The following is a 25,372-nucleotide window of genomic DNA, read 5'->3' as shown; positions in this document are numbered from 1 at the left end:
CCCTCGGGGGCCGGGCGGGGTCGGAGGACCCCACGCCCGGCCCCCGAGCTCATTTCCGCCGCAGTCGCCCGAATCCCACCACCACCCACCAGCAGCAGGAGGAGTCCGCCCATGTCGAGATTCGTCGACCGCGTAGTGCTCCACCTCGCGGCGGGGGACGGTGGCCGCGGCTGCACGTCCGTGCACCGGGAGAAGTTCAAACCGCTCGGGGGCCCTGACGGGGGCAACGGCGGCAGCGGTGGCGACGTCGTGCTGGTGGTGGACCCGCAGGTCCACACCCTGCTCGACTTCCACTTCCGGCCCCACGCCCGGGCGGGCAAGGGGCAGCCCGGCATGGGGGCCAACCGCAACGGCGCCCGCGGCGAGGATCTCGTCCTCGCGGTCCCGCCCGGGACCGTCGTCCTGAACGAGGACGGGCAGGTGCTGGCCGATCTGGTCGGCGCCGGGACCCGCTTCGTGGCGGCCGAGGGCGGCAAGGGCGGGCTCGGCAACGCCGCGCTCGCCTCCAGGGCCCGCAAGGCTCCCGGTTTCGCCCTGCTCGGGGAACCCGGCGAGGTCCGCGACCTGACCCTCGAACTGAAGTCAATGGCGGACGTCGGACTGGTCGGGTTCCCCTCGGCGGGCAAATCGTCGCTCGTGTCGGTGCTGTCCGCGGCCAAGCCCAAGATCGCCGACTACCCGTTCACCACCCTGGCCCCAAACCTCGGTGTGGTCTCGGTGGGTGACGACACGTTCACCATCGCGGACGTGCCCGGGCTCATCCCCGGTGCCAGCGAGGGACGCGGTCTGGGCCTGGACTTCCTGCGCCACATCGAACGCACGGCCGTCCTCGCGCACGTGGTGGACTGCGCGAACCTCGAATCCGACCGCGACCCCGTCTCGGATGTCGACGCACTCGAGGCGGAGCTCGCCGCCTACCAACCGGAACTCGCCGACGCCGGGCTGGGGGACCTGGCCGACCGGCCCCGGGTCGTGGTGCTCAACAAGATCGATGTTCCGGATGCCGCCGACATGGCCGAGATGGTCACCGTCCACTTCGAGGCCAAGGGCTGGCCGGTGTACGCCATCTCCGCGGTCGCGCACAAGGGTCTCGATGAGCTCCGGTACGGGCTGTACGAGCTCATCAAGGCCCATCGCAAGGCGAACCCGCCTGCGGCGCCCGAGCGGATCGTCCTGCGGCCCAGGGCCGTGGACGTGGCCGAGTTCACGGTCCGCAAGGATCCGGACGAGGCCGGTGCCTTCGTGGTGTCGGGATCCAAGCCCGAACGCTGGATCCGCCAGACCGACTTCGCCAACGACGAAGCCGTGGGCTTCCTCGCCGACCGGCTGGCGCGCCTGGGTGTCGAGGACGCGCTCATCAAGGCCGGGGCGCAGGCGGGCTGCGCGGTCACCATCGGCGACGTCTCGTTCGACTGGGAACCCCAGACCCCGGCCGGCGTGGACCTCATGCGCACCGGGCGCGGCACGGACATCCGGTTGGAGTCAGACGAGCGCGTGGGCGCGCATGAGCGCAAGTACCGCAAGCGCGTGCGCCGCGGACTGATCGATCCCGACGAGGAGATCCTGGAGTGACCGACGAACCGGAGCTGCGGCGCCGGATAGGCACGGCCCGCCGCGTGGTGGTCAAGATCGGTTCCTCGGCCATCACGAGCTTCGGGGGCGGGATCCGCAGACCGCAGCTCGATGCCCTGGCCGACGTCTGTCAGGCGCGCATGGCCGCGGGGTCGGATGTGTTCGTGGTCTCCTCCGGCGCGATCGGAGCGGGGATGTCCCCGCTGGGGATGACGACCCGCCCCTCGACACTGTCCGCCAAGCAGGCCGCCGCCAGCGTGGGGCAGCTCGAGCTGGCCCGGGCGTGGGGCGACTCCTTCTCCCGATACGACCGGGTGGTGGGCCAGGTCCTGTTGACGGCCGGCGACATCGGGCGCCGCGAGAGCGCCGCCAACGCGCAGCGCACCCTGGACCGCCTCCGCACACTCGGCGCGGTACCGGTGGTCAACGAGAACGACACGGTGGCCACCAACGAGATCCGCTTCGGCGACAACGACCGCCTGGCCGCTCTGGTGGCGCACCTCATCAGCGCCGATGCGCTCGTCCTGCTCTCGGACGTGGACGCCCTCTACGACTCGGACCCGCGGAAGGGCGACGCCACCGCGGTGACGATGGTGTCGGGCGCGGCCGACCTCGACGGGGTGGTGGCCGGGGCCGGCGGCGCGCTCGGGACCGGCGGGATGGCCTCCAAGCTCGCGGCCGCGAGGCTGGCGGCTGACGCCGGCATCCCGGTGCTGCTCACCGCGGCCGAGCGGGCGGCAGAGGCGTTGGCCGACGATCCGGGGGTGGGCACGGTGTTCGCGCCCCGGCCCGAGCGGATGACCGCGCGCCGGTTCTGGGTCCGCCACGCCGCCGACGCGCGGGGCGCGGTGCTCCTGGACGACGGCGCGGTGCGTGCCGTCACCGGATCGCGGCGCTCGCTGCTGCTGGCGGGGGTGACCGGCGTCGACGGTCTGTTCCACTTCGGCGACGTGATCGAGATGCGCGATCCCGCCGGTCAGACCGTCGCGAGGGGGATCGCCCAGTACGACTCGGTCGAGGTGCGGACGCGACTGGCCGAACGCGCCTCGGGCAGCGGCACGACGGGCCAGGGTCGTCCGCTCGTCCACGCCGACGACCTGGTGGCGCTGTAGACGGCGCCGGAGTGCCTGGTCTCTACAACGCGTTGTCGACGAGCGCGAGCACGTCCACGCAGTCGCCGTCGATCGTCAGGGTGGCCTCCGCGTGTGCCCGGGTATGGCCGCGGTTGATCACGACCACGGGCGTGCCGGTGGTCACCGCACGCCGCACGAACCGATAACCGGACCGTACGGTGAGAGAAGACCCCACGACGACGACGAGGTCGGACCCGTCGACCAGGTCGTTGGCCTCGGCCACGCGGTGCGCCGGGACGTTCTCCCCGAAGTAGACGATGTCTGGTTTGAGCACTCCCGAACACCGGCGGCAGTCCACCATGCGGAAGTCCGAGGTGTCGGTGAGGACGGCGTCGGCGTCCGGGGCGACCTCGATGGCGCCGCGTGTGGCCACTCGCTCCGCGAACCCGGGGTTCAGGCGGTCGAGCTCCTCGTGCAGTGCCCACCTGCTCTGCCGTAGCCCGCAGTCGAGGCACGTCACCACGGCGTAGGTGCCGTGGAGGTCCACGAGCCGGCGGCTGCCGGCCTTGAGGTGGAGCAGGTCCACGTTCTGGGTGATGACACCGCTGACCAGCCCCCGACGCTCCCAGTCGGCCAGCAGCGCGTGGGCCGCGTTGGGGCGGGCGGCCTCCATGTGTCGCCAGCCCAGGTGGTTGCGGGCCCAGTAGTGGCGGCGGAACCCGGGGTCGCCGACGAACTGCTGGAACGTCATGGGCGTCCGGGCGGGGGAGTCGGGGCCACGGTAGTCGGGGATCCCGGAGGGGGTGGAGATCCCCGCGCCGGTGAGGATCGTGGTGTTCCGGCCCCGCATGAGGTCGGCGACCGCGGCCGCCCGCGCCGGCAGGTCCCGGTCAGGATCGGTGCGCGCGGCGGGGGTCCAGGCCGTGTCCCGGATCCTCACCCCGGTACGCCTCCCGGGCCGGCCGGGTCGTGGGCACACACCACACGCAGGTCCGCGCCCCGACGCCCGGCCAGCGCCGCGAGGCGCGCGTGGGTCAGGTCCACTGCCGACGGGACCAGCGACAGGGTGCGTTCTGCGACCGCGACCGCTCTGGGGTATCCGACGGAGGGGTCGATCTGGCCCCTCAGGTAGAACGCATCCCCGGCGTGCAGGACGTCGAGTTCGCCCGGGTCCCGGGGATCTCCCGGCACCAGGACCCCGGCATGTCCGACGGTGTGACCCGGCAGGTCCACCAGGATCATCCCCTCGAGGACCCGGTCGAGGGGGTGCACCCGGAAGCCCTCCCACCGGTCGGTCCCGTAGGTGTACTCGACGAAGTCCGGCCCGTGCGCCCACTGGGCACGCCGGTACCGCCGCCGCTCGATCCAGCGCGGGGTGCGCGCCGCCCACGTCAGAGCCTCGGAGGACACGTGGACCTGCGCCTCTGGGAAGTCGGCGAGACCGCCGATGTGATCGAAGTCCATGTGGGTGAGCACGATGTGGCGTACCTCGCGGGGGTCCAGCCCCATCGCCTCGATGCGTCGGTACGCCGTCTCATCCGCGTCCAGTCGGGGCCGCATCGCATGTCTCATCGGGCCCAGCCGGGCGGCGGGGTCCGCGATGTCGCGGAGTCCGATGCCGGTGTCCACCAGCACCAGTCCCCCCGGGGTCTCCACCAGCAGCACGCGGGTGGGCATCCGTCCGGCGAACGTCCCGCAGTTCATCTGGTGGATCCGCATGTCGGTAACGGTACCGTGGCCGCGTGAGTCGAGACGGCGTGCTGGACCCGCGGCCGCTGGTCCGCGTCACGGTGGACCCCGGTCTCGTTCCGCCCGTGGGGGAGTGGCCGTACTCGGTACCCGCGGTGTCCGCTCTGGCGCGCGACGGGTTGGAGCTGGAGACCCTCACCGTGCTGGTGGGGCAGAACGGGTCCGGCAAGTCCACGATCGTCGAGGCGGTGGCCATGGCGTTCGGCCTCAACGCCGAGGGCGGGTCCACCGGCGCCCGGAACTCGACGTGGGCGTCGGAGTCCCCGTTACACGACGCGCTGCGTCTGGTGCGCGGTGGCGGGGCGCCCCGGTGGGGGTACTTCGTGCGGGCCGAGACCATGCACGGCCTGTTCACCTACCTGCAGTCGACGGGACCGGGGCAGGACTTCCACGCGCGCAGCCACGGCGAGGCGTTCTGGGACCTGCTGGACTCACGGTTCACCGGCGGCGGGCTGTTCGTGTTGGACGAGCCGGAGGCGGGGTTGTCCTTCGACGCGCAACTCCGCCTGGTCGCGCTGCTGCTCGACCTCGCCGACCGTCGGAGCACCCAGGTGCTCATGGCCACCCACTCGCCGATCCTGGCCTCCGTGCCGGGAGCCGCAGTGTACGAGCTGTCGGAGGACGGGATGCACCGTCGCCGCTGGGAGGACCTGGCGATGGTGGACCACTACCGCCGATATCTCGCGGCGCCCGAGCGGTATCTCCGTCATCTCCTGGAGTGACCCGGCACACTGGACTCATGACCAACTTCTCGTCGCGCCCCGACCGCACCGCCGGGGAGGCCCGCCCCGTCCACCCCGTCTACCCCTCGTACGCGCCGCCGTCCGCCTCGACCGCGGCCAACGCCGGGCCGCTCCCGGCCCCCGAACCCGGGTTCGAGCCCGAGATCATCGTCGTGGGTCACGGACTGGCGGGGTTGGTGGCCACCTACGAGGCGAGCCGTGCGGGCAAGAAAGTCCTCGTGGTGGATCAGGAGAACGAGAAGAACCTGGGCGGACAGGCCTACTGGTCGCTCGGCGGGCTGTTCATGGTGGACACCCCCGAGCAGCGGCGCATCGGCATCCACGACTCACTGGACCTGGCGTGGCGCGACTGGCTCGGGTCGGCCGCCTTCGACCGGCCGGAGGACCACTGGCCCCGTCGGTGGGCGCGGGCGTACGTGGAGTTCGCGGCGGGGGAGAAGCGGACGTACCTCAACGCGCTGGGGCTCAGGATCATCCCCACCGTCGGCTGGGCGGAACGTGGTGGCGGCGACGTGGGGGGCCACGGCAACTCCGTCCCGCGCTTCCACGTCACCTGGGGCACCGGGCCCGAGGTGGTGCGGGTCTTCGAGGAGCCGGTTCGTGCGGCCGCCGCCGAGGGCCTGGTGCGTTTCGCGGTGCGACACCGGGTCGACGAGATCGTGGTCGAGGACGGGCGGGCTGTCGGCGTCCGCGGGGCCACCCTGGTCCCGTGCGATCTGGACCGGGGCGTGTCCTCCCCCCGCGAGGAGACGGGGACCTTCGAGTTCCGCGGCGGCGCGGTGCTCGTGTCCTCGGGCGGGATCGGCGGCAACCCGGATCTGGTGCGCCGGTACTGGCCGGCGGACCGGATGGGCGAGGCGCCCCGGGACCTCATCCTGGGGGTCCCGGAGCACGTCGACGGCCGCATGCTCGAGATCTCGGGCACGGCCGGGGCGAATCTCATCAACCGCGACCGGATGTGGCACTACACGGAAGGGGTCGCCAACTTCGCGCCCATCTGGCCCTCGCACGCCATCCGCATCATCCCGGGCCCGTCGACGCTGTGGTTGGACGCCACCGGCGCGCGCATGCCGGTGCCGCTGTTCCCGGGGTTCCACACCACCGCGTCCGTCGAGGCAATCCGCCGGACCGGGTACGACTACTCGTGGTTCGTCCTGGACTCGGCCATCGCGGAGAAGGAGTTCGTGCTCTCCGGTTCCGAGCAGAATCCGGAGATGACCGACAAAGTGGTCAAGAAGTTCTTGTCCCGCGCCAAGAAGGGGCTGCCGGCGTCGGTGGGCGCATTCGCCGAGAAGGGCGTGGACTGGGTCGTTGCCGACACCATGGAGGAGTTGGTCGCCGGGATGAACGAGCTGGTCGGTGAGGACGAGCCCGAGCTCGACGTGGAGAGTGTGCGCGAGTTCGTCCTGTCGATGGACGGCCAGATGGACAATCCCTTCGCCAAGGACGCGCAGGTTCAGGCCATCCACAACTCGCGCCGGGTCCTCACCGACAAGCTCACCCGCATCGCCAAGCCGCACAAGCTGCTCGCGGACTCGGGCGCAGGCAAGGGTTCCGCCGCGGGCCCGGGTGGCCCGCTGATCGCGATCAAGGTGCACCTCATGACCCGTAAGACCCTCGGTGGGATCGAGACCACGCTCGACTCCCAGTGCCTACGCCCCGACGGCGAACCCTTCCCCGGGCTGTACGCCGCCGGCGAGGTCGCCGGATTCGGCGGCGGGGGAGTGCACGGATACAACTCCCTCGAGGGCACGTTCCTCGGCGGCTGCATCTTCTCGGGCATGAAGGCCGGGCGGGCGATGGCGAGGAAGGTGTGACCGCCGACATGGGGAGTGGTTCCTGGTGACGTGTGGCTGAGGCGAGCGCGTCCGCGACCAGGATCGGGATCGCCGGGGCGGCGGTCGTCGGCGTCGCCTTCGGCATGGCGCGGTACGTCTACGGACTGACGCTTCCCGATATCAGGCAGGACCTCGGGCTCTCGGAATTGGTTCTGGGGCTGATCGCCAGCGCCACGTTCGCGGGATACCTCGCGGGTCTGGTCCTCGCGGGTCCGGTGTCGGCGCGTCGCGGGGCGCGTGCGCCCACCACCGTCGGCGGGGTCTGCGGCGCGGTGGGTGCGGTGACCGTGGTGGCAGCGCATTCACCCGGGGTTCTCGCAGCGGGCGCGGTGCTGTGCGGCAGCGCGGGCGGATGGGTCTGGGCACCGTATTCCGACATCGTGACCCGGACGGTGTCGCCCCGCCACCAGTCCAGGGCGTTGGCGATGATCACGACGGGCACCGGCGTCGGGTTGATGGCGTTGGGCGGGCTCGCATTTCTGGCCGTGCTCGGATCGTGGCGCCTGGTGTGGGCCGGTGTCGGGGTCGTAGCGGTGATCGCGGCGATCGTGAACCTCCGACTGGTGCCGCGGACCGAGCCGGACGACGTACCACGCACCCAGGGCGGCGTCGCAGGCCTGGCCAGGGCGCTTGCGGTCCCCGCCGGGTACTCGGTCGTCTACTTCGCCGTCATCGTCATCTACTTCACCTACGCCGCGGACATCCTCGGCGGCACGGAGCTACCGGCTGTGGCGGTACCGGTGATCTACGTGCTGATCGGCGCCAGCGGTCTTGTTGCCCTGGCGACCGGAGCAATGGCGGGGCGCTGGGGAAGCACCCGGGTCGCCGCGATGTGTCTCGTGATCGTGGCGCTCGCCCTGGCGCTGCTGGGCATGGCCGGCGACTCCCTGTCCGCGATCGTGGTGTCGGCATGCGTCTTCGGTGTGGGGTACATGACTGGATCCGCCGTGCTGGCGGTGTGGACCGCCGAGCTGGTGCCGGATCGCGCGGGCGCGGCGTTCACCGGGTGCCTGGTCGTGGGGGCGGTGAGCTCCGTCGCCGCACCGGCGATCGCGGGCACCGTGATCCCGACAGTCGGGCTCGGGCCGCTGCTCCTGTTCAGTGCCGCGGTCTCCCTGGGCAGTGGGGTGGGGCTGGTGCTGCTCGGCGGAATCCGCAGGAACGCCACCGCTCCCGCGGCCTGAGAGCAGCGGCCCCGACACCGCTGCGTCCCCGACGCCACTGCATTCTGGACACCGCTGTGTCCCCGAATCCACCGTGCGGCTCGGGCTCGTGCGCGAAGGTGACAGGTATGCAGAGCGCGGGCGACGTCATGGACCTCCTCGATCCGTCACGGGTGTCGCCGGGGATCGAACGGGTCGGGGACTCGTCGTTCTACGCGGTCCGCTCCTGGGACCTCATGGTGGAGGCGGCAGCCCGGGTCGAGGACTTCTCCTCCAACCTCACCGCGACGATGGTGGTGGCGCCGGACGGGCGGGTCACCGAGTTTCCCGTCGCCGAACTCGGGTCCCCCGTACACGTGCTGGCCACCGCGGACGGTGAGATCCACCGGGCCCACCGGACGCTGGTCATGCCGTCGATCACCCCGCGCAAGCTCCGAGCCTGGAGACCCGTCATCGACACCCGATTGCGCGAACTGTGGGCGGAGGGCCACCGGGACGGTCGCATCGACTGGGTCAAGTACATCGCCGAACGCCTCCCGGCCTCGGTCGTCGCCACTCTCATGGGTCTGCCCCGACAGGACGGCGACAGGCTGTGCCACTGGGCGTTCGCCAGTACGCGGATGCTGGACGGGATGGTCTCGGCCGACGAGCTCGACGACTCGGTCCGATCGGTCGGTGAATTGATCGACTACCTCTCCGGCGCGCTCGCAGAAGCGCGGTCCACCCGACCGGCCTCGGTGCTCGGAGACCTCGCCCGACTGGTCGACGACGCCGACATGACACACGAGGTCGCGGTGCAGGTCCTGGTCCAGCTGGTGGCGGCGGGGATCGAGTCGACGGTCGGGCACCTGGGGTCGCTGGTCTGGCGACTGGGGCAGCACCCGGAGTGGTTGGATCCACTTCGGTCGGACCCCGCCGAGCGCCCGCTCTTCATCGAGGAGACCCTCAGACTCGAGGCGCCGTTCCGGGGGCACTATCGCCACGTCACCAGGGACACCGAACTCGGTGGGGTCGAGCTCGCTGCCGATACCCACCTGTTCCTGCTCTGGGGTAGCGCCAACCGTGACGACCGACAGTTCAGCCGACCCGGTCGGTTCATGCCGGACCGGGGGGAGGGCTCGCACCTGTCGTTCGGGCGGGGGATCCACTTCTGCGTGGGCGCGGCGCTGGCTCGGATGGAGTCGCTCGCCGCTCTGGACTTCCTCCTCGAACTCGACCCGGCCCCCGAGATCGATTCCTCACACGCCGAGTGGCACCAGAGTCTGCTGGTCCGGCGACTCCGGACGCTCAGTCTCCGGGTGTGACGCGGCGGCGCGGCCCGTCCCACCGCGACAGGGCCGCGTCCACGTCCGCCCGCCCCGGCGGTGGTGCGGCTCCGCGGGAGGAGCCCATCCGGGGGGCGGCGGCGGGCATGGGGAAGCCACCCGCGTCGACGAAGGCCTCCCGCTGCAGCGCGTGGTCGTGGAGCGTGGCCTCGCGGAGGGTGAGCACCGGTGTGACGCACGCGTCCAGCTCCTCGAAGACCTCGGCCCAGGCGTCGCGGTCACGCGAGACGAACAGTTGGCCGATGAGTTCGGTCAGAGCGCCCCAGTTGGTGGTGTCCCAGCGATTCGGCAGGGCGGCGGGATCCAGCCCGAGACCGCGAATGAGGCGATCGTAGAACACGTCCTCGAGCGCTCCCACCGCGACGAACCCGCCGTCGGCGCACTCGTAGGCCCGGTAGAACGGCGCCGACCCGTCGAGCAGGTTGGTTCCGCGCCGTGTCGACCACCGGCCGGCGTGCTGCCACGAGCGGACCAGGGCGGTCAGGGAACTCGCGCCGTCCGCCATCGCCGCATCCACCACCTGGCCGTGGCCGGTCCGCTGCCGCTCGTGCAGGGCGGAGAGAATCCCCACCAACAGGAACATCGACCCCCCGCCGAAATTGCCGACGAGGTTCAGCGGCGGCGTCGGCGGCCCGAAGGCCGGTCCGAGCTGTCCCAGGGCGCCTGACAGCGCGAGGTAGTTGATGTCGTGCCCGGCGGTGCGAGCCAGCGGTCCCTGCTGACCCCAGCCAGTCATGCGACCGTAGATCAATCCCGGGTTCCGCTCCGCCCACACCTCGGGGCCCAGACCGAGCTTCTCCATCGTGCCGGGGCGGAACCCTTCCATAAGTACGTCGGCTCGGCCCACCAGGTCGCGCAACCGACTCAGCCCGTCCGGGTCGGTGAGGTCGACCGCGACCTCGGTTCTGCCCCGGAGCATCCCCGCGTTCGCGTCGTCGTTGCCGTCGTCGGCTCCCACCGGGACGGGTCGAATCACCCGGATCACCTCGGCGCCGAGGTCCGCCAGCATGAGCCCGGCGTGCAGCAGTGGGCCGATCGCCTCCATCTCCACCACCCGGAGTCCCGCCAGGGGCCCGCCGTGGGGGCTCCCGGCGGCCTCGTCCCGCACGCTCACCGCCCGGTGGTGACGGCCTGGGCGGACCCGGCTCGGACCGGCTCGGTCTGGAAGTCCGAGGGGTCGACATGGTTGGTCATGGCCCAGTAGTCGTTGATGCGCCAGGGGAGCACCGACACGACGCGACCGTCCGGGTTGCGGTACCAGTTCTCCATCGCAGGATGGGTCCACACCATCTGCGCGTGCTGCCGGTCGACGGCCTCGTTGTAGCGCTCGTTGACCTCGCTGCGGCACTCCATCACCCCCAGGTTCTCAGATCGCATCAGTTGTAGAGCATCCATGATGTATCTGACCTGACACTCCAGGATGGTGATGAAGCTGCCCCCGTGGCCCAGGCCAGTGTTGGGCCCGGTCATGATGAAGAAGTTCGGGAAATCGGGCACCGTGATCCCCAGGTAGGCCCGTGCGTCGTGCTCTCCCCAGATCTCCTTGGTGGAGCGACCCGATCGACCCACGATGTCCATCGGGTAGAGGATCCGCACGCTGTGGAAGCCGGTCGCCATGACGATGATGTCCAGCTGGTGTTCGACGCCGTCGGAGTCGATCAGTCCGGAAGGCGTCACTGCCTCGACCCCGCGGGGAACCAGTGCGACCTGGGGCTTGCGCAGCATCGCGAACCAGCCGTTGTCCAGCAGCATCCGCTTGCCGAAGGGGGGATAGTCCGGCAGTGACGCCTCGATGAGGTCGTTGCGGTCGCCCAGTTGATCGCGGAGGTAGCGTTCGTAGAACTTGCGGTGCCCGTGGTTGGTCGCGTTGATCGAGGCGCTCGGCTCCGGCCACTCGGGGTCCACCTGGAGGGTGGGGTAGACCTTGTCGTTGAAGATCCACGACAGCCTGGCGCGGTACCACTCCCGGTACCCGGGGACGTGGTCCATCAGCCAGTGCACGTCCTCGTCGATGGTCGCGAAGTAGTCGTCGTTGGGGGCGATCCACTGGGGTGAGCGTTGGAAGACCGTCAGTGAGCCGACCCGGTCCGCGATGGCCGGGCCGATCTGCATCGCGCTGGCGCCCGCCCCCACGATGCCCACCCTCTTGCCCCGGAGGGCGTCCGGCTCGTCGAGTTCACTCGGCCACTCGGCGGAGTGGAAGAGGCGACCCTCAAAGCTCTCCATTCCCGGGAGGTTGGGGACTTTGGGGCGGTTGAGGAGGCCGACCGCACTGATGAGGATCGGTGCCTCCAGGACCTCCGATTCGCCGTCGGGGCGACGGACAGTCACGCGCCAGGACTGCCCTGGCTCGTCGAACTCCGCGCGCGTGACCTCATGGCGGAAGCGGACGTGCTGTCGGATGTCGTTCGCCTCCGCGAAAGCCTCGAGGTAGCCCTGGACCTCGTCGCGCTTGCCGAAATGCGTGGACCAGTTGTGGGGGAAGGAGGAGATCGAATACAGGTGGCTGGGAGTGTCCACACCGGCGCCGGGGTAGCGGTTCTCCCACCAGGAACCGCCGACGTCGTCGTTCTTCTCGAGGATCACGTGGGGGATCCCGGCACGGGTGAGCTCCACAGAGGCCAACATCCCTGCGATGCCGGCCCCGATCACGATCGCATGGAGGCGGTGGTCGGGTGCGGTGTCAGCCGGCGCGAGCCGCGGCCCGTTGACGATCTCCGCCATCATCGGGGCGAAGTCCGGCGGCACTGTCTCACCACAGGTGAAGTTGAGCAGTCGTTCGACGTCCGAGTGCTCGACCTCCGGCCGGGGAGGCTTCCCCGACTCCCACCAGCGCTCGACCGCGTCGACCACCGCGTCCTGGATCTCGGCCTGGATCTCTTCCGGAAGACCCCCGGTCGAGTTGTCGTCCATGCCCCGGCTGCGGGTGGGTTGGTAGCGGGGCGCCATCCACCGCTCGTCAGCCGTCAATTCCAGCAGGACGGCGAGCAAGGTGGGGACGTTGCCCGCGCGGACCGCCGAACGGAGGCGGCGACGGTCCGATTCAGTGACTGTGGTCATACTTCGCAGGCTAACAGCAGTTAGCCTCAGGGCCAAGAGATTGACGCTTGCTGGTGGGGAGGTGAGAATTTTGCTTACGAGGCCGGGTTGACCGTGCCCGCTAGCGATGCAAGTATGAGCCAGGTCATACTAACGGCGGTCAGTGCCGCGGGAGAGTGAGAAATCATGGAACAGTCGGTTCACGTCGCCTCGGGTGCCACCGAGTCCCGCCAGTCCTCGGCGGACGGTCGCACCACGGACCGGAGCCTGACCTCCACGCAGTCCACCCTCCTGGGACGAGCGACCCTCGGCGACCAGCTCCGGCGTCACGCGCAGAGCCGGGCCGGCACGGCCGCGATCGTCTCCTACGCCCCTGGTGGCGGGCGGACCGTCACCACCTATGGCGAGCTCGACCGGAGCGCCAACCGGGCCGCTCACATGCTCCTCGGACTCGGCGTCTCCCGCGGCGACCGGGTCGCGGTGATGGCACGAAACCGTGTCGAGTCGGTCATCGCCTACTACGGAGCACTCAAGATCGGGGCCGCGTACTCCGGGATCAACGTGTTGCTTGGGGTGGGAGAGGTGGCGCACCAGCTCAACCACCTGGAACCCGCGGCGGTGGTCGTGGCCGCGGAGTTTCTCCCGGTGGTCCGGGCGGCGCTCGGTGACTCCGAGGCCCGGCCCGAGATCGTCGTCCTCGACGCTGCGGACTCCGGCTCCGCTGACGATCCGGGGTGTCACGATTTCGACCGCCTGATCGACTCCTCCCCGGACTCGGAGCCCGAGTGCGACGTCGACGAACTCGACCTCGCGATGATCGTCTACACGAGCGGGACCGAGGCGGCCCCCAAGGGCGTCATGCTGCCACACCGCAACTACCTCATCTCCACCTCGCCCGCGTACACGTGGGGGTTGCGCTGCCTGGACGACGACGTCTGGCTATTCGTCATGCCGTTCCACACGATCGCCGGGATCGGCTCACTGACCTCGCTCATCCTGCTGGGCGCGACCCTCGTCCTGCCGGCCAGCCTCGCGCCGGCCGACGTGTTGGCGATGATCAAGACAGAGCAGATCTCGGTCCTGGCCCAGACGCCGACGTTCTTCATCTCGCTGGCGGACCATCCGGACTTCGGACCCGACGCGGTGGGGACCATCCAACGGTGTCTGACCTACGGGGGACAGGTCTCCCCGCGAACGGTGGACGCCTGGCATCGCGCCGCGCCGCGGTCGATCTGGGGAACCTACTGGGGCCAGTCGGAGCTGACCCAGCTCGGGTCGGTCGGCTGGTTCAAGCAACTCGAGGATGTTCCCGGGCAGGACCCCACCTGGATCGGCAAGCCCGTCGGTCATCTGGAGATCAAGGTGGTCGACGCCGACGGGAACGAGTCCGAGAGCGGGGAGCTCCTGTGCCGCACCCCGTCGGTGATGGCCGGGTACTACAAGGATCCTGAGAAGACCGCCGCGGTCCTCGACGGCGGCTGGCTCCACACCGGAGACATCGTCCGGCGCGATGCCGAGGGCAACATGTTCTTCCTCGACCGCAACAAGGACATGATCAAGACAGGGGGATACAACGTGTCCTCGCAGGAGGTCGAGCGCGTCCTCCAGGCCCATCCCGGGGTGGCGCGTGCCGCCGTGGTCGGACTCCCGGACGAGTACTGGTCCGAGGCCGTCTCCGGGTTCGTCATCGCCGTCGACGGCAGCGACGTGTCGGGTCCGGAGTTGCGAGACCACTGCAAGACGGTGCTCGCAGGATATAAGGTCCCCAAGGTGATCACGATCGTGGACGAGCTTCCGACGGACCCCCAGGGCAAGCTACTCAAGAGGGAGCTACGCCGCCTGCACGCAAAGGACTGAGACGCTGAACACCGAGCCCAGCAGACGCGACTCGATACTGGCCGCGGCCGCCGAGTACTTCGCCGAGCAGGGCTACCACTCGGCGGGGATGCGCGGCATCGCCGACTCGGTGGGGATCAAGGGCGCCAGCCTGTACAACCACTTCGGCTCCAAAGAGGAGATCCTCTACGCGATCGCACTGAAGATGACCCGTGTGCCCGTGGAGGAGAACCTGCTCGTCCTCGACGAGACCGGGACACCGACCGAGCGGCTCACCGCACTGATCGACGTCCACCTCCGCCACCTGGCGGTGAACCGGGTGGAGCATCTGGTCAGCCTTCGGGAGCTCTCCGCGCTCACGGAGGAACACCGTGACCGCGTGGTCGAGTACCGCAAGTACTACCAGCGGCGGGTGCGCGACGTGATCGCCGCGGGCATCCGCGCCGAGGAGTTCGGCGTCGACGACCCGATGCGTGCGGCCGTGGCGATCCTGGACCTCATGAATGGCGTGAGCTGGTGGCTGCGGGACGACTACGACATCGACTCTCTGGTCTCCACCTACGTGGACTACATCGTCGACGGAATCCTCAGGCGCCGGGTCGGGGTCCGCGGTGGCGCGGATGAGGTGATCCGGTAGCGCCCCCGCCCCCGCCCCCGCGAACGAGAACCGGCCCCCTTCCGCCACTGTCGGAAGGGGGCCGGATCGGTTGGCCTCGCGGGCCTGCGACGGTGCTCAGAGCGCCCGACGCAGCAGGGGGACGAGCGCGTCCGCGTCCGCGATCGGGTTCGGGTTGGTCCCGCACCAGATGTCCTTGAAGGTGTATGCCGCGAGGCTGGGCAGATCGTCCTCGGACAGTCCGACCTCGGTGAGCGACCGCGGCATGCCCAGGCGCCTGATGAGCGCGTCGGCGAGCTCGTGTGCGGGCGTCTGCGGCTCGCCGAACGCCACGCTGATGAGGGTCTGGCGATGCTCGTTGACCTCCCGGTTGTACTCCAGGGCGAACGGCGCCATCACGCAGGAGGTGTGTCCGTGCGGGACCTTGAACGACCCGCCGAGCGCATGGCCGACCGCGTGGCTGATACCCATGTCCAGGCCGGCGACGATCGCGACCATCGAGGACCAGGCTCCGACCTGGCACATCCGCCTGGCCTCCAGGTCGTCGCCGTCCTCCTTCACCCGGACGAGGCCCTCGGAGAGGAGGCGGATGGCGTTCATGGCCATCCCGTCGTAGTACCCGTTCGACTCGAGTGAACCCAGGGTCTCGAAGGCGTGGTCGAGAGCGCGCACCCCGGTCGAGAGCCACAGCCACTCCGGCGTGTGCCGGGTGAGCGCGGGATCGAGGATGACGGCCCGCGGGGTCATCGCCGGATGGACGTAGCCCTCCTTGACGTTGCTCTTCTCGTCCGTCGATCCCGCGAGGGCGTTGAACTCCCCTCCGGCCAGTGTCGTGGGGGCCACCACCACGGGGATACTCGGAGCCGAGAAACTCGGGGCGGTCACCGACGTGTCGGGGTTGACCTGCAGGTGGTAGGCGTCCATATCGGAGGTCGTGCGAATCCCGTGCTCCAGGGTCACCGCGAGGATCTTCGTCAGGTCCGTCGCCGAACCGCCGCCGACACACAGCAGCATGTCCGGATCCGCGTCGGCCGCGACCAGGGTCGCCGCGATGACGTCCTCGCGGGGCACATGGGGCCGGACCGCGTCGAACAGGCCGACGAACCTGTCGCCCAGGGCCTCGACCACCCGTCGGATCTCGTCGGTCTGGGAGTTCAGGGTCCCACTGCAGACCACGAAGACCCGGCTCGCGCCGAGGAGCTCCGCTTCCTGTGCCGCGGCCTCCGCGACGGGGGTCCCGATATGGACTCTCTCCATGGGGGTCAGAGAGATGAGTGATGACTGCACGGCGGCACCGTCCTTCGTTGTCGAGCTGGGATCGGGCGTCGCGCGTTTTCCGTGCCGCCCGTGGCTAACAGTGGTTACCCTACAGCAGGATTGTGGCCCAGGCCACAATCTTTTAGTTGATGGTGCAGGTGGCGCATTGGGCGGTCCTCGGGGCGCCCGCAGGCCGATATATGCAGGAAGTTCCGTTCCGCGTTGGTACTCCGTCCGGCGGGATCGGGCCCCGGTTCGGACCGGCACGCTCTACCCTCCGGTGACAGCGCTCACATCATCGCCGACTAACAGTGGATCGCTTGGTTGGGGGTCGATGCCGGGACATGAGACCGCCGTCCCGGCGCGTAGGTCTACAGTCTCAGTTCGTGACTGATGGTGACAGACGGGTCTGGCCGTCCGGGCTTCGGCGGTGGTCCGGCTGGGTGGTGCTGAGCCCGGTCCGGGTCGTGGCGATGAGCTTCGCCGCAGCGATCGTGGTGGGCACGGCGTTGTTGCTCCTGCCCGGAGCCGTCGAGCCCGGGAGCAGCACCGGGTTCACGGAGGCGCTGTTCACCTCGACGTCGGCGATGTGCCTGACGGGGCTGATCGTCGTGGACACCCCGGTGCACTGGTCGGGGTTCGGTCAGGTGGTCATCCTCGCCCTGATCCAGGCAGGCGGCCTGGGGATCATGACCATGGCCTCGATGGTCGGATTGGTGCTGGCCGATCAGATCGGGCTCAAGGCCCGGATGAACACCGCGGCCGAGGCCCGTGCGTCCGAGCTCGGCGATGTCCGCGACGTCGTCATCGGTGTGATCCGGTTGAGCATCGGGATCGAACTCGTCACCGCCGCCGCGCTGGCACTCCGCTTCGCCCTGGGCTATGACGAGCCCGTGCTGAGGGCCCTCTGGCTCGGGGTGTTCCACTCCATCTCGTCGTTCAACAACGCCGGGTTCGCCCTCTACAGCGACAACATGATCGGGTTCGCCACCGACCCGTGGATCTGCGTCCCCCTGATGATCGCGGTGATCCTGGGTGGCCTGGGGTTCCCGGTTCTGTTCGAGATAGGCCGGCGCCTCCGGCGCCGGGCTCCTCGCAGCCGGTCGCGGGCGGGGTGGACGCTGCACACCCGACTGACCGTCTCGGTGACGGCGGTGCTGTTGGCCCTCGGGTTCGGAGCGGTCCTGGCGTTGGAGTGGGCCCGCACCCTGCAGGGGTACAACGCGGCGGAGAAGATCCTGGTGGCGGCGTTCCAGGGCGTGATGCCCCGGACCGCCGGATTCAACAGCGTCGACTACGCCGACCTGGACGACGCGACGCTGCTCGTCACCGACGTGCTGATGTTCATCGGCGGGGGCAGCGGTGGCACCGCCGGCGGGATCAAGGTGACCACCTTCGCCCTGCTGCTGTTCATCATCATCGCCGAGGTCCGCGGTGAGCGGTCGGTGACCATTCTCGACCGCCGCGTTGACACCCGGGTGCAGCGACAGGCTCTCGCGGTGGCGCTGATCGGAATCGGGCTCGTCATGACCTCGACGATCGTACTGCTCGCCGGCACGCCGTTCGGCCTCAACGAGCTGCTCTTCGAGGTGACCTCCGCGTTCGCCACGGTGGGATTGTCCACGGGGATCACCGCAGAACTGCCCCACTGGGGGCAGTGGATACTGATACTGCTCATGTACCTGGGCCGCATCGGCCCGATCACCATGGTCAGTGCACTGGCCGCGCGGCAGCGTGGCCGGCGGTACGACCTTCCCGCAGAGAGGCCCCTCATTGGCTAGACGACGAGCTCCCGACGCCGTGGTGGTTCTGGGACTGGGCCGGTTCGGCAAATCCCTGGCCCTGGAGTTGATGGCGCAGGGCGCCGAGGTCCTGGGCGTGGACTCCAGCGACGCCGTGGTGCAGAGGGTCGCGCACCGTCTGACCCACGCGGTGGTGGCCGACACCACCGACGAGGAGTCTCTGCGCCAGCTGTCGGTCCACCAGTTCGACCGCGCTGTCGTGGGGATGGGCTCCGACCTCGAGGCGAGCCTGCTCACCGCGTCGGTGCTCATCAACCTGGACGTGCCCAACATCTGGGCCAAGGCCACGAGCAACTCCCACGCCAAGATCCTTACCCAGATCGGCGTCCACCACGTCGTGCGACCCGAGCACGACATGGGAAAGCGTGTCGCCCACCTGGTGCGGGGCAGGATGATCGACTACATCGAGTTCGATGACGGCTTCGCCATGGTCAAGACGTCCGCGCCGACCTTCGCTCTCGGCCAGCCGCTCGGGCAGAGCAGTATCCGCACCGACTTCGGAGTCACCGTGGTCGCCATCAAGCGTCCGGGGGAGGGGTTCACCTACGCCACGGCCGAGACGGTCCTCACCGAGGGCGACACCATCATCGTCTCGGGTCGGGTTCGGGACACCGAACGCTTTGCCGAGCTGTCATGAACCGATCCTGACCACCTGGCTACTCCCGCGCGACGAGCTGTCGTCGTGCCAGTTTCCGCCCCCGGATCACGCCGAGTTCGTAGGTGGCCAACACGACCAACCACACCGCGGTGAAGGGAATGACGAACCAGAGCATGGCGGTGCTGAACGGCTCGAGGGCGTCGTGGCCCGACGCCTGGAGCACGACGTAGGCGATGTAGGCCGCGTAGAAACCGGCGAAGAGGAACCCCTCCCAACGCTTGATCGCCATGCCGGTGAACGCGATAGGCAACAGGGCCAGTGCGACGGCCACCATGATCGGGAGGTCGAATCTGATCGCCCCCGCGGCGACCTCGATCGGCGTGATCAGGGACGTGACGCCCAGAACCGCTCCGATGTTGAACATGTTGCTGCCGACGATGTTCCCCACCGCCATATCGCGCTCACCCCGGAACGCGGCCACCAGGCTGGTCGCGAGCTCGGGGAGTGACGTGCCGATCGCCACCACGGTGAGGCCGATGACCAGATCGCTCATGCCCCAGGCCGCCGCCAGATCGCTCGCCGCGGTGACCAACAGGCGAGCGCCGACGACCAGCAGGAGCACGCCCAGGGCGACCATCGCGCTGCTCATGAGGACCGAACGAGCCCCCGTGCGCGCCTCCGGGTCACCGTCCGTGGCCGAGTCGGCGTCCGCGTCCGACTCCGCGCCGGCGGTGCTGTCTGCCGTGCTTTCGGCGGTGCTCTCGGCCCGCGACCCGTCGTGCGTGGTCTCGGCCGGGTCGGTGGAGTGCTTGCGGGAGATGACCACCGTCGCCACCACGTAGGCCACCAGCCCTGCGAGTAGGAGCATGCCGTTGAGCGCGCTGATCACCCCGTCCAGTGCCACCACCAACAGCACGATGGAGAGCCCCACCATGATGGGGATGTCGACACGAACGATGCGGGACTTCGCGAGCAGTGGGGCGATCAACGCGGTGAGCCCCAGGATGAGCAGAATGTTCGCGATGTTGCTGCCCACCACGTTGCCGACCGCCAGCCCCGGGTGACCGCTCAGGGCGGCGTCGACGCTCACCGCGAGTTCCGGGGTCGAGGTGGCGAACGCGACGACGGTCAACCCCACCACCAGTGGCGACATACCGATGGTGAGGGCCAACCTGCTCGCTCCCCGGACGAGGGACTCCCCGCCCGCGACCAGGAGGACGAAGCCGACCGCGAGCGCGCCCAGAGTCAGGGCACTCATGACAGGTCCCGCTGCGCGATGGTGGCGGACCCGGGCCCGGGACGCGGTGTGCGAGACGCTGAGAAGTCCATGGGCGTGATTATTCCGTGCCCGCGCTCCGGCCGCTGCAGTGCCTTTCTCGGAGCCTTTCTCGGATCACCCGGCGGTGGCCACCGCCAGGGGCAGGACGGCCCGGGCCCCGGCGGCTCGCAGGTGCCGAGCGGCCTCCGTTGCCGTCCATCCCGTTCCGTACAGATCGGTGACCATCAGGACCGGTCCGGTGGGGGCGGTTTCCGGTCCGGACAGCGTGCCCCAGAGTTGGGCGACCCGGTAGGCCGAGTTCTGGGCGGTCACCGGGGGGAGCGTGGGCTCTCTGGTGAGCTCCCCGAGGTGGCCCATCCGGCCCATCTGCGCGAGCGCGCGGGCCAGGCTCTCGACAAGGACCGGTCGCTCGCCGGTGAGCAGGGCCACCACCCCGGTGGGCCGTTCGTCCCACCCCCAGTCGCGCAGTACCGGGACGCACGCACGGACCACCCAGTCGGGAGCTTCCTGGTCGGCCCCGGAGAGCAGTCCACGCAGCCTCTGGCCCAGACCGAGGTCGGTCAGGCGGGCGAGGGCGCGTCCCTCGGCGGGACCGTCGGCGATCTTGCCCTTCAACGGGACGTCGAGCCGCGCGAGACCGGTAGGCCACTGTCGGCGCGGGGGCAGGGCCACCCCCGGACGCTCCAGCGCCTCGCGGGCCCGGTCCAGGGCACCCTCGTCGACGGACGCCGTCCTCCGGTCTCCCGTGCAGTTGTCGCATCGACCGCACCCGCCGGAGGCCGGGTCGAGCGTGGGGTCGTCGAGCTGCCGGCGCAGGAACTCCATCCGGCACGAGCCGGTCTGCTCGTAGGCGATCATCGCCTCCTGCTCCGACTGCCGAGCCTGGGCCAGCCCGGCGTAACGCTCGGCGTCGTAGTGCCACGGCCGCCCGGTGGCGATCCACCCGCCTCTCACCCGCTGGACCGCACCGTCCACGTCGAGGACCTTGAGCACCATCTCCAGCCGGGTCCTGCCCAGATCGACGGCGGGCTCGAGGGCCTGCGTCGACTGCGGCCGGTCCGGTTCCAGGGCGTCGAGGACCCGGCGGACCACGTCCTCAGGGGGAAAGGCCAGGGAGGCGAAGTGGTTCCAGATGGCCCGGTCCTCGGGCCCGGGCAGGAGCACCACCTCGGCGCGGTCGGCCGCGCGACCCGCGCGACCGATCTGCTGGTAGTAGGAGATGGGCGACGGAGGGGCCCCGAGGTGGACCACGAAGCCCAGGTCGGGTTTGTCGAATCCCATGCCCAGCGCGGACGTGGCGACCAGTGCCTTGACCTCGTTGTCCAGCAGAGATCGCTCGAGCTCCTCGCGCTCACCGGCGTCGGTGCGGCCGGTGTAGGCGCTCACACGGTGCCCGGCGGAGGTGAGCAGTTCGGCCATGTCCTCGGCCGCCGCCACGGTCAGGCTGTAGATGATCCCGCTGCCCGGCAGGGACTCCAGGTTCTCCGCCAACCACGCCGCGCGGCGCTCCGAGTCGTCGATCGCCACGACCGACAGGCGCAGCGACTCCCGGTCCAAGCCTCCCCGCAGGACCAGGGTGTCGGGGGCCGCGGGGTCGCCCGAATCCGTGCCCGGGCCCCCGGATCCACCCGGGCGTTCGCCCACCCCGAGCTGCTGGGCCACGTCGCGCACGACCCGGTCGTTGGCCGTGGCGGTGGTGGCCAGGACCGGAACTCCCTCGGGCAGGTCGGCCAGAAGTGTGCGTATCCGGCGGTAGTCGGGCCGGAAATCGTGCCCCCAGTCCGAGACGCAATGGGCCTCGTCGACCACCACCAGTCCGGCGTCCGCGGCCAGGGCGGGGAGCACGGTGTCGCGGAAGTCCGGATTGTTGAGCCGCTCCGGGCTGACCAGCAGCACGTCCACGTCGCCGGCGCGGACCGAGGCGCGCACGTCGTCCCATTCCGTCATGTTGGCCGAGTTGATGGTGGCCGCCCGGACCCCGGCCCTCGCGGCCGCCTCGACCTGGTTGCGCATGAGTGCCAGTAGTGGCGAGACGATCACAGTGGGCCCCGAGCCCAGTTCCCGGAGCAGGCGGGCGGCGATGAAGTACACCGCCGACTTTCCCCAGCCGGTTCGCTGCACCACGAGTGGTCGCCGTCGGTCGGCCACGAGCGACTCGATCGCGGTCCACTGATCCTCCCTGAGGCTCGCCCGCGGACCGGCGAGGGCGCCTAATAGTTCGTCGGCGCGCGAGCGGAGCGCCTGACGGTCGGGTCCTGTGGTGGAGACGGCGCCGGGAGCTGAGGTCATGTCGCCCATCGTGCACCACCGGTCCGACACTCGGACGGGGCGGCTGGCGCCGGGAGCGGGAGCGAGCCGCGCGCGGCGCGGCCATACTGGGTGCCATGACGCAGACGTGGAAGAAGATCGTGGACGCCGATCCCGGGCACTCGCATCGCTACGCCACACGGTGGGACGACCTGGTAGCCGAGGGTGTGGACATCGACGGCGAGGCACGGCTGATCGACGCCATGGCCCCGCGCGGTGCGCGAATCCTCGACGCGGGGTGCGGGCAGGGCCGGACCGGTGCCTACCTGCACGAGCGCGGTCATCGGGTCACCGGGGTGGACCTCGACGCGCACCTGATCGGACGGGCGCGGGAGCTGTGCCCCGACGCCACCTGGGAGGTCGCGGACCTGGCGGGGGAGGACTGGGCGACCGGCCCGTTCGACCTGGCGGTCTCCGCGGGCAACGTCCTGGCGTTCGTCGACCCCGCCGACCGGGGAACAGTGCTGGCCAACCTCGCCTCGCGATTGGTGACGCCGTCCGACGACGTCGAGGGACGGCCCGGGCGGCTGGTGGTGGGGTTCGGACTCGACCGCGGGTGGACGCGCGAGGAGTTCGACGACGACGTGCGCAGAGCGGGTCTGGAGCTGGAGCAGCGCTGGTCCACCTGGGATCTCCGGCCGTTCACGCAGGACAGCGGGTTCATGGTCGCCGTGCTCGTGCGCGGGTAGCTCCCCGGCGGCCGGCCCGGACGACGATGCGCAGCATGGTCAGGTGTGCCCGATCGTCGGCCACCGATCCCGGGTGCCCGTCCGCGTCTGTCCGGGGCCCACAGGGGTACCCGGCGACACCGGCTGCGCGCACGTAGTGGCACCGTTGGGCCCGCCGTCCCAGCACACTGTGCCCATGAGCATTGAGAAGAGGTCCACGGGCACCCGGAAGTGGATTGTGGACCGCCTTCCCGACCTGACCGGCAAGACCATCGTGGTGACCGGCGGCACGAGCGGGATCGGGAAAGAGGCAGCGCGCGAGGTCGCGCGTCGCGGCGCTCACGTGGTGCTCCCCTCCATCACCCGCGCCGAGGGGGAATCGGCAGCGGCGGAGATCGGCGGGTCGACGGAGGTCCACGAGTTCGACCTGACCCGCCTCGACGCCGTACGCGCATTCGCGGCGGACTACACCGGCCCGATCGACGTCCTGCTGGACAACGCCGGACTCATGAGCCGGACACGCGAAGTGACCGCCGACGGCTTCGAACTGCACCTGGGGGTCAACGTCCTCGGGCCGTTCCTGCTCACCGAACTGCTGTTGCCTCAGATCAGGGAGCGTGTCGTGATCACGGCCTCGATGGCCCACACCGCCGGTCGCATCGACTTCACCGACCCCCACTTCCGTCGGCGCCGGTACTCCATGGCGGCGGCGTACGCCCAGTCCAAACTCGGATGCATGCTCTGGGGCCTCGACCTGCAGAACCGGCTCCGCGCCGCCGGGTCGGTGGTGGGCGTCCAGCTCGCGCACCCCGGGTTCGCCGCCACCTCGATCCTCGATCCGACGCCGTTCCCGCCGGTCAACAGAGTTCTCAACCGCATCGGCCGAGGGTTCATCCCCACGGCGTCCGACGGGGCGCGACCGCTGCGTACGCCGCCACGGAGCCGCTGCCACCGGCGTCGTACATCGGACCGTCGGGATTCCGTCAGATCGCCTGGTCGCCGGGCCCGTGCGAGCGCTCCGCTGCCGCCGGGGATCCGGAGCTCGCCCGCCGCTTCCGGGAGTTCGCGGTGAGCGAGACCGGAGCCGATCCGGTCGTCTGACAGGTCGCGTCGTCCTCCCCGGTCGCATCGGTAAGCTGGCGGTCATGACCACCAGTCACCTCGACGCCCCCGACCTCACCGGCCAGTCCGGCGCCGATCGGCCCGCTCACGACCCGATGAGCGGGGTCCTCGATGATTCGACACGCGAGGCCGTCCATGACGCGGCCCGCCGCGCCCGGGGTGCGTCGCGGGAACTGGCCCTGCTCACCGCGGATCGCAAGAACGCGCTGCTGCTGGCCGCGGCCGACGCCCTGCTGGCCGCACAGGCGCAGATCCTCGAGGCCAACGCCCGCGACATCGAGGAGCAGACGGCGGAGGGCACCGGCGAGGCCATGCTGGATCGCCTCCGTCTGACCGCCGAGCGGATCGAGGGCATCGCCGGCGGGCTCCGGCAGGTGGCGGGCCTGGCCGACCCGATCGGCACCGTCACCCGCGGATCCACCCGCCCCAACGGTCTGCAGCTGCGTCAGATCCGGGTGCCGTTGGGCGTGATCGGCATGATCTACGAAGGCCGCCCCAACGTCACCGTCGACGCCTTCGGCCTGGCGTTCAAGTCGGGCAACGCGGCGTTGCTCCGCGGGTCGCGCTCGGCCCGGCACTCCAACGAGGCGCTCGTGACAGTCCTGCGTGGCGTGTTGGCGCGCCACGAACTGCCGGTGGAGGCGGTCCAGTTGCTGCCGTCGGCCGACCGGTCGTCGGTCACCCACCTCATCCAGGCGCGCGGCCTGGTCGACGTGGTGATCCCCCGCGGCGGTGCCGGACTCATCCAGGCTGTGGTGGAGAACGCCAAGGTGCCGGCCATCGAGACCGGTACCGGGAACTGCCACCTCTACATCCACGGAGACGCCGACCTCGACGAGGCCATCCGGCTGCTCCTCAACGGCAAGACCCGCCGGTGCAGCGTGTGCAACGCCACCGAGACGGTGCTCCTCGACGAGGCCCTCGGCGACGCCGCCGTGGACCGCGTGGTGGGGGCGCTGCAGTCCGCCGGGGTGACCGTGCACGGGGACCGTGAGGGCCTCGTCCCCGCCGATGACGTGGACTGGGGCGAGGAGTACCTGAGCATGGACATCGCCCTCAAGGTGGTCGAGGGAGTGGACGCCGCCATCGAGCACATCGCGCGCTGGTCATCGGGACATACCGAGGCGGTGGCCACCCGGAGCATCGAGGTGGCGGACACGTTCTGTGCCCGGGTCGACGCCGCGGCGGTGATGGTCAACGCCTCCACCGCGTGGACGGACGGCGAGATGTTCGGATTCGGTGCCGAGATCGGCATCTCCACCCAGAAACTGCACGCCCGCGGACCCATGGGTCTCGAGGAGCTCACAAGTACCAAGTGGATCGCGCACGGCAAGGGGCATGTGCGTCCCTGACGCACGCAACCCGGGTCGACGCCCCATCACACG

General features: G+C 70.1%; 20 protein-coding genes. 13 read left to right on the top strand and 7 right to left on the bottom strand.

Annotated elements, in window-relative coordinates; translation table 11 throughout:
* Window positions 1–111: 111 nt before the first annotated feature.
* Window positions 112–1,572 (top strand): GTPase ObgE, encoded by a 1,461-nt coding sequence (gene obgE, locus CEY15_RS10605; protein ID WP_095718413.1) that lies wholly within the window; start codon window positions 112–114, stop codon window positions 1,570–1,572.
* Window positions 1,569–2,684, top strand: coding sequence for a glutamate 5-kinase (proB, locus tag CEY15_RS10600; RefSeq protein ID WP_095718412.1), 1,116 nt, complete (start codon window positions 1,569–1,571; stop codon window positions 2,682–2,684). Before obgE ends, proB begins: the two co-directional genes overlap by 4 nt.
* A 22-nt stretch (window positions 2,685–2,706) precedes the next feature.
* Here proB and CEY15_RS10595 read toward each other — a convergent pair whose 3' ends face one another.
* Together CEY15_RS10595 and CEY15_RS10590 are read right to left on the bottom strand one after the other, a co-directional pair.
* Complete coding sequence (locus tag CEY15_RS10595) at window positions 2,707–3,585, bottom strand: Sir2 family NAD-dependent protein deacetylase (RefSeq protein WP_095718411.1); 879 nt, start codon at window positions 3,583–3,585, stop codon at window positions 2,707–2,709.
* Complete coding sequence (locus CEY15_RS10590) at window positions 3,582–4,364, bottom strand: MBL fold metallo-hydrolase (protein WP_017835679.1); 783 nt, start codon at window positions 4,362–4,364, stop codon at window positions 3,582–3,584. Before CEY15_RS10590 ends, CEY15_RS10595 begins: the two co-directional genes overlap by 4 nt.
* Window positions 4,365–4,387: 23 nt before the next feature.
* Between CEY15_RS10590 and CEY15_RS10585 the strand changes: the two genes are divergently transcribed.
* From CEY15_RS10585 to CEY15_RS10570, 4 genes are all read left to right on the top strand, one after another.
* Window positions 4,388–5,116: an AAA family ATPase gene (locus CEY15_RS10585; protein ID WP_245847543.1), complete on the top strand. Its 729-nt coding sequence runs from the start codon at window positions 4,388–4,390 to the stop codon at window positions 5,114–5,116.
* A 17-nt stretch (window positions 5,117–5,133) separates the two neighbouring features.
* A complete protein-coding gene (locus CEY15_RS10580) occupies window positions 5,134–6,954 on the top strand; it encodes an FAD-binding dehydrogenase (protein ID WP_176475085.1) in 1,821 nt (606 codons plus the stop codon).
* 32 nt (window positions 6,955–6,986) lie between these two features.
* Window positions 6,987–8,159: an MFS transporter gene (locus CEY15_RS10575; RefSeq protein ID WP_245847542.1), complete on the top strand. Its 1,173-nt coding sequence runs from the start codon at window positions 6,987–6,989 to the stop codon at window positions 8,157–8,159.
* A gap of 107 nt (window positions 8,160–8,266) precedes the next feature.
* On the top strand, window positions 8,267–9,442 hold the full coding sequence (locus CEY15_RS10570; protein WP_095718409.1) for a cytochrome P450: 1,176 nt from the start codon (window positions 8,267–8,269) through the stop codon (window positions 9,440–9,442).
* Here CEY15_RS10570 and CEY15_RS10565 read toward each other — a convergent pair.
* Both CEY15_RS10565 and CEY15_RS10560 read right to left on the bottom strand, forming a co-directional pair.
* Window positions 9,426–10,577 (bottom strand): CaiB/BaiF CoA transferase family protein, encoded by a 1,152-nt coding sequence (locus CEY15_RS10565; RefSeq protein WP_245847539.1) that lies wholly within the window; start codon window positions 10,575–10,577, stop codon window positions 9,426–9,428. The genes CEY15_RS10570 and CEY15_RS10565 overlap by 17 nt on opposite strands.
* The gene (locus CEY15_RS10560) at window positions 10,574–12,523 is read right to left on the bottom strand and encodes a flavin-containing monooxygenase (protein ID WP_176475084.1); all 1,950 of its coding nucleotides are present in this window, start codon (window positions 12,521–12,523) and stop codon (window positions 10,574–10,576) included. Before CEY15_RS10560 ends, CEY15_RS10565 begins: the two co-directional genes overlap by 4 nt.
* Before the next feature lie 165 nt (window positions 12,524–12,688).
* Here CEY15_RS10560 and CEY15_RS10555 point away from each other — a divergent pair, with 165 nt between their 5' ends.
* Together CEY15_RS10555 and CEY15_RS10550 are read left to right on the top strand one after the other, a co-directional pair.
* Entirely contained in the window at window positions 12,689–14,359 is a 1,671-nt protein-coding gene (locus CEY15_RS10555; RefSeq protein WP_245847538.1) for a class I adenylate-forming enzyme family protein, read from the top strand.
* A 4-nt stretch (window positions 14,360–14,363) separates the two neighbouring features.
* Entirely contained in the window at window positions 14,364–14,975 is a 612-nt protein-coding gene (locus CEY15_RS10550) for a TetR/AcrR family transcriptional regulator (protein WP_095718408.1), read from the top strand.
* A gap of 96 nt (window positions 14,976–15,071) precedes the next feature.
* On the opposite strand, the gene CEY15_RS10545 is transcribed toward CEY15_RS10550, so the two are convergent.
* Complete coding sequence (locus CEY15_RS10545) at window positions 15,072–16,211, bottom strand: iron-containing alcohol dehydrogenase (RefSeq protein ID WP_245847536.1); 1,140 nt, start codon at window positions 16,209–16,211, stop codon at window positions 15,072–15,074.
* A 473-nt stretch (window positions 16,212–16,684) separates the two neighbouring features.
* Between CEY15_RS10545 and CEY15_RS10540 the strand changes: the two genes are divergently transcribed.
* Window positions 16,685–17,992: a TrkH family potassium uptake protein gene (locus CEY15_RS10540; protein ID WP_245847554.1), complete on the top strand. Its 1,308-nt coding sequence runs from the start codon at window positions 16,685–16,687 to the stop codon at window positions 17,990–17,992.
* 19 nt (window positions 17,993–18,011) lie between these two features.
* Complete coding sequence (locus CEY15_RS10535) at window positions 18,012–18,650, top strand: potassium channel family protein (protein ID WP_095718405.1); 639 nt, start codon at window positions 18,012–18,014, stop codon at window positions 18,648–18,650.
* 19 nt (window positions 18,651–18,669) lie between these two features.
* Here the strand turns inward: CEY15_RS10535 and CEY15_RS10530 are convergent, their stop codons facing one another.
* Window positions 18,670–19,869, bottom strand: a complete 1,200-nt coding sequence (locus tag CEY15_RS10530; protein ID WP_095718404.1) for a calcium/sodium antiporter — start codon at window positions 19,867–19,869, stop codon at window positions 18,670–18,672.
* Between the two features lie 135 nt (window positions 19,870–20,004).
* A complete protein-coding gene (locus CEY15_RS10525; RefSeq protein WP_095718403.1) occupies window positions 20,005–22,188 on the bottom strand; it encodes a RecQ family ATP-dependent DNA helicase in 2,184 nt (727 codons plus the stop codon).
* 86 nt (window positions 22,189–22,274) lie between these two features.
* On the opposite strand from CEY15_RS10525, the gene CEY15_RS10520 reads away from it, so the two are divergent.
* The 3 genes from CEY15_RS10520 to CEY15_RS10510 all read left to right on the top strand — a co-directional run bounded on the left by CEY15_RS10520 (window position 22,275) and on the right by CEY15_RS10510 (window position 25,339).
* A complete protein-coding gene (locus tag CEY15_RS10520; protein ID WP_095718402.1) occupies window positions 22,275–22,886 on the top strand; it encodes a class I SAM-dependent DNA methyltransferase in 612 nt (203 codons plus the stop codon).
* 175 nt (window positions 22,887–23,061) lie between these two features.
* Window positions 23,062–23,937 carry an SDR family NAD(P)-dependent oxidoreductase gene (locus CEY15_RS10515; protein ID WP_245847534.1) on the top strand — a complete coding sequence of 292 codons (876 nt, stop codon included), beginning with the start codon at window positions 23,062–23,064 and terminating at the stop codon, window positions 23,935–23,937.
* Between the two features lie 73 nt (window positions 23,938–24,010).
* Entirely contained in the window at window positions 24,011–25,339 is a 1,329-nt protein-coding gene (locus CEY15_RS10510) for a glutamate-5-semialdehyde dehydrogenase (protein WP_095718401.1), read from the top strand.
* The last annotated feature ends 33 nt before the right edge of the window (window positions 25,340–25,372 follow it).

Origin of the sequence: Dietzia natronolimnaea, from assembly GCF_002289575.1 — a bacterium.
GTDB classification, from domain to species: domain Bacteria; phylum Actinomycetota; class Actinomycetes; order Mycobacteriales; family Mycobacteriaceae; genus Dietzia; species Dietzia natronolimnaea_A.
This window is presented reverse-complemented; position numbering and strand designations above follow the sequence as displayed.

Bases quoted from the DNA above. Each gene is read 5' to 3' on its own strand.
- obgE (WP_095718413.1), top strand. From the start codon at position 112: ATGTCGAGATTCGTCGACCGCGTAGTGCTCCACCTCGCGGCGGGGGAC.
- CEY15_RS10590 (WP_017835679.1), bottom strand. From the start codon at position 4,364: ATGCGGATCCACCAGATGAACTGCGGGACGTTCGCCGGACGGATGCCC.
- CEY15_RS10580 (WP_176475085.1), top strand. From the start codon at position 5,134: ATGACCAACTTCTCGTCGCGCCCCGACCGCACCGCCGGGGAGGCCCGC.
- CEY15_RS10570 (WP_095718409.1), top strand. From the start codon at position 8,267: ATGCAGAGCGCGGGCGACGTCATGGACCTCCTCGATCCGTCACGGGTG.
- CEY15_RS10560 (WP_176475084.1), bottom strand. From the start codon at position 12,523: ATGACCACAGTCACTGAATCGGACCGTCGCCGCCTCCGTTCGGCGGTC.
- CEY15_RS10555 (WP_245847538.1), top strand. From the start codon at position 12,689: ATGGAACAGTCGGTTCACGTCGCCTCGGGTGCCACCGAGTCCCGCCAG.
- CEY15_RS10545 (WP_245847536.1), bottom strand. From the start codon at position 16,211: ATGGAGAGAGTCCATATCGGGACCCCCGTCGCGGAGGCCGCGGCACAG.
- CEY15_RS10540 (WP_245847554.1), top strand. From the start codon at position 16,685: ATGAGCTTCGCCGCAGCGATCGTGGTGGGCACGGCGTTGTTGCTCCTG.
- CEY15_RS10530 (WP_095718404.1), bottom strand. From the start codon at position 19,869: ATGAGTGCCCTGACTCTGGGCGCGCTCGCGGTCGGCTTCGTCCTCCTG.
- CEY15_RS10525 (WP_095718403.1), bottom strand. From the start codon at position 22,188: ATGGGCGACATGACCTCAGCTCCCGGCGCCGTCTCCACCACAGGACCC.
- CEY15_RS10520 (WP_095718402.1), top strand. From the start codon at position 22,275: ATGACGCAGACGTGGAAGAAGATCGTGGACGCCGATCCCGGGCACTCG.
- CEY15_RS10515 (WP_245847534.1), top strand. From the start codon at position 23,062: ATGAGCATTGAGAAGAGGTCCACGGGCACCCGGAAGTGGATTGTGGAC.
- CEY15_RS10510 (WP_095718401.1), top strand. From the start codon at position 24,011: ATGACCACCAGTCACCTCGACGCCCCCGACCTCACCGGCCAGTCCGGC.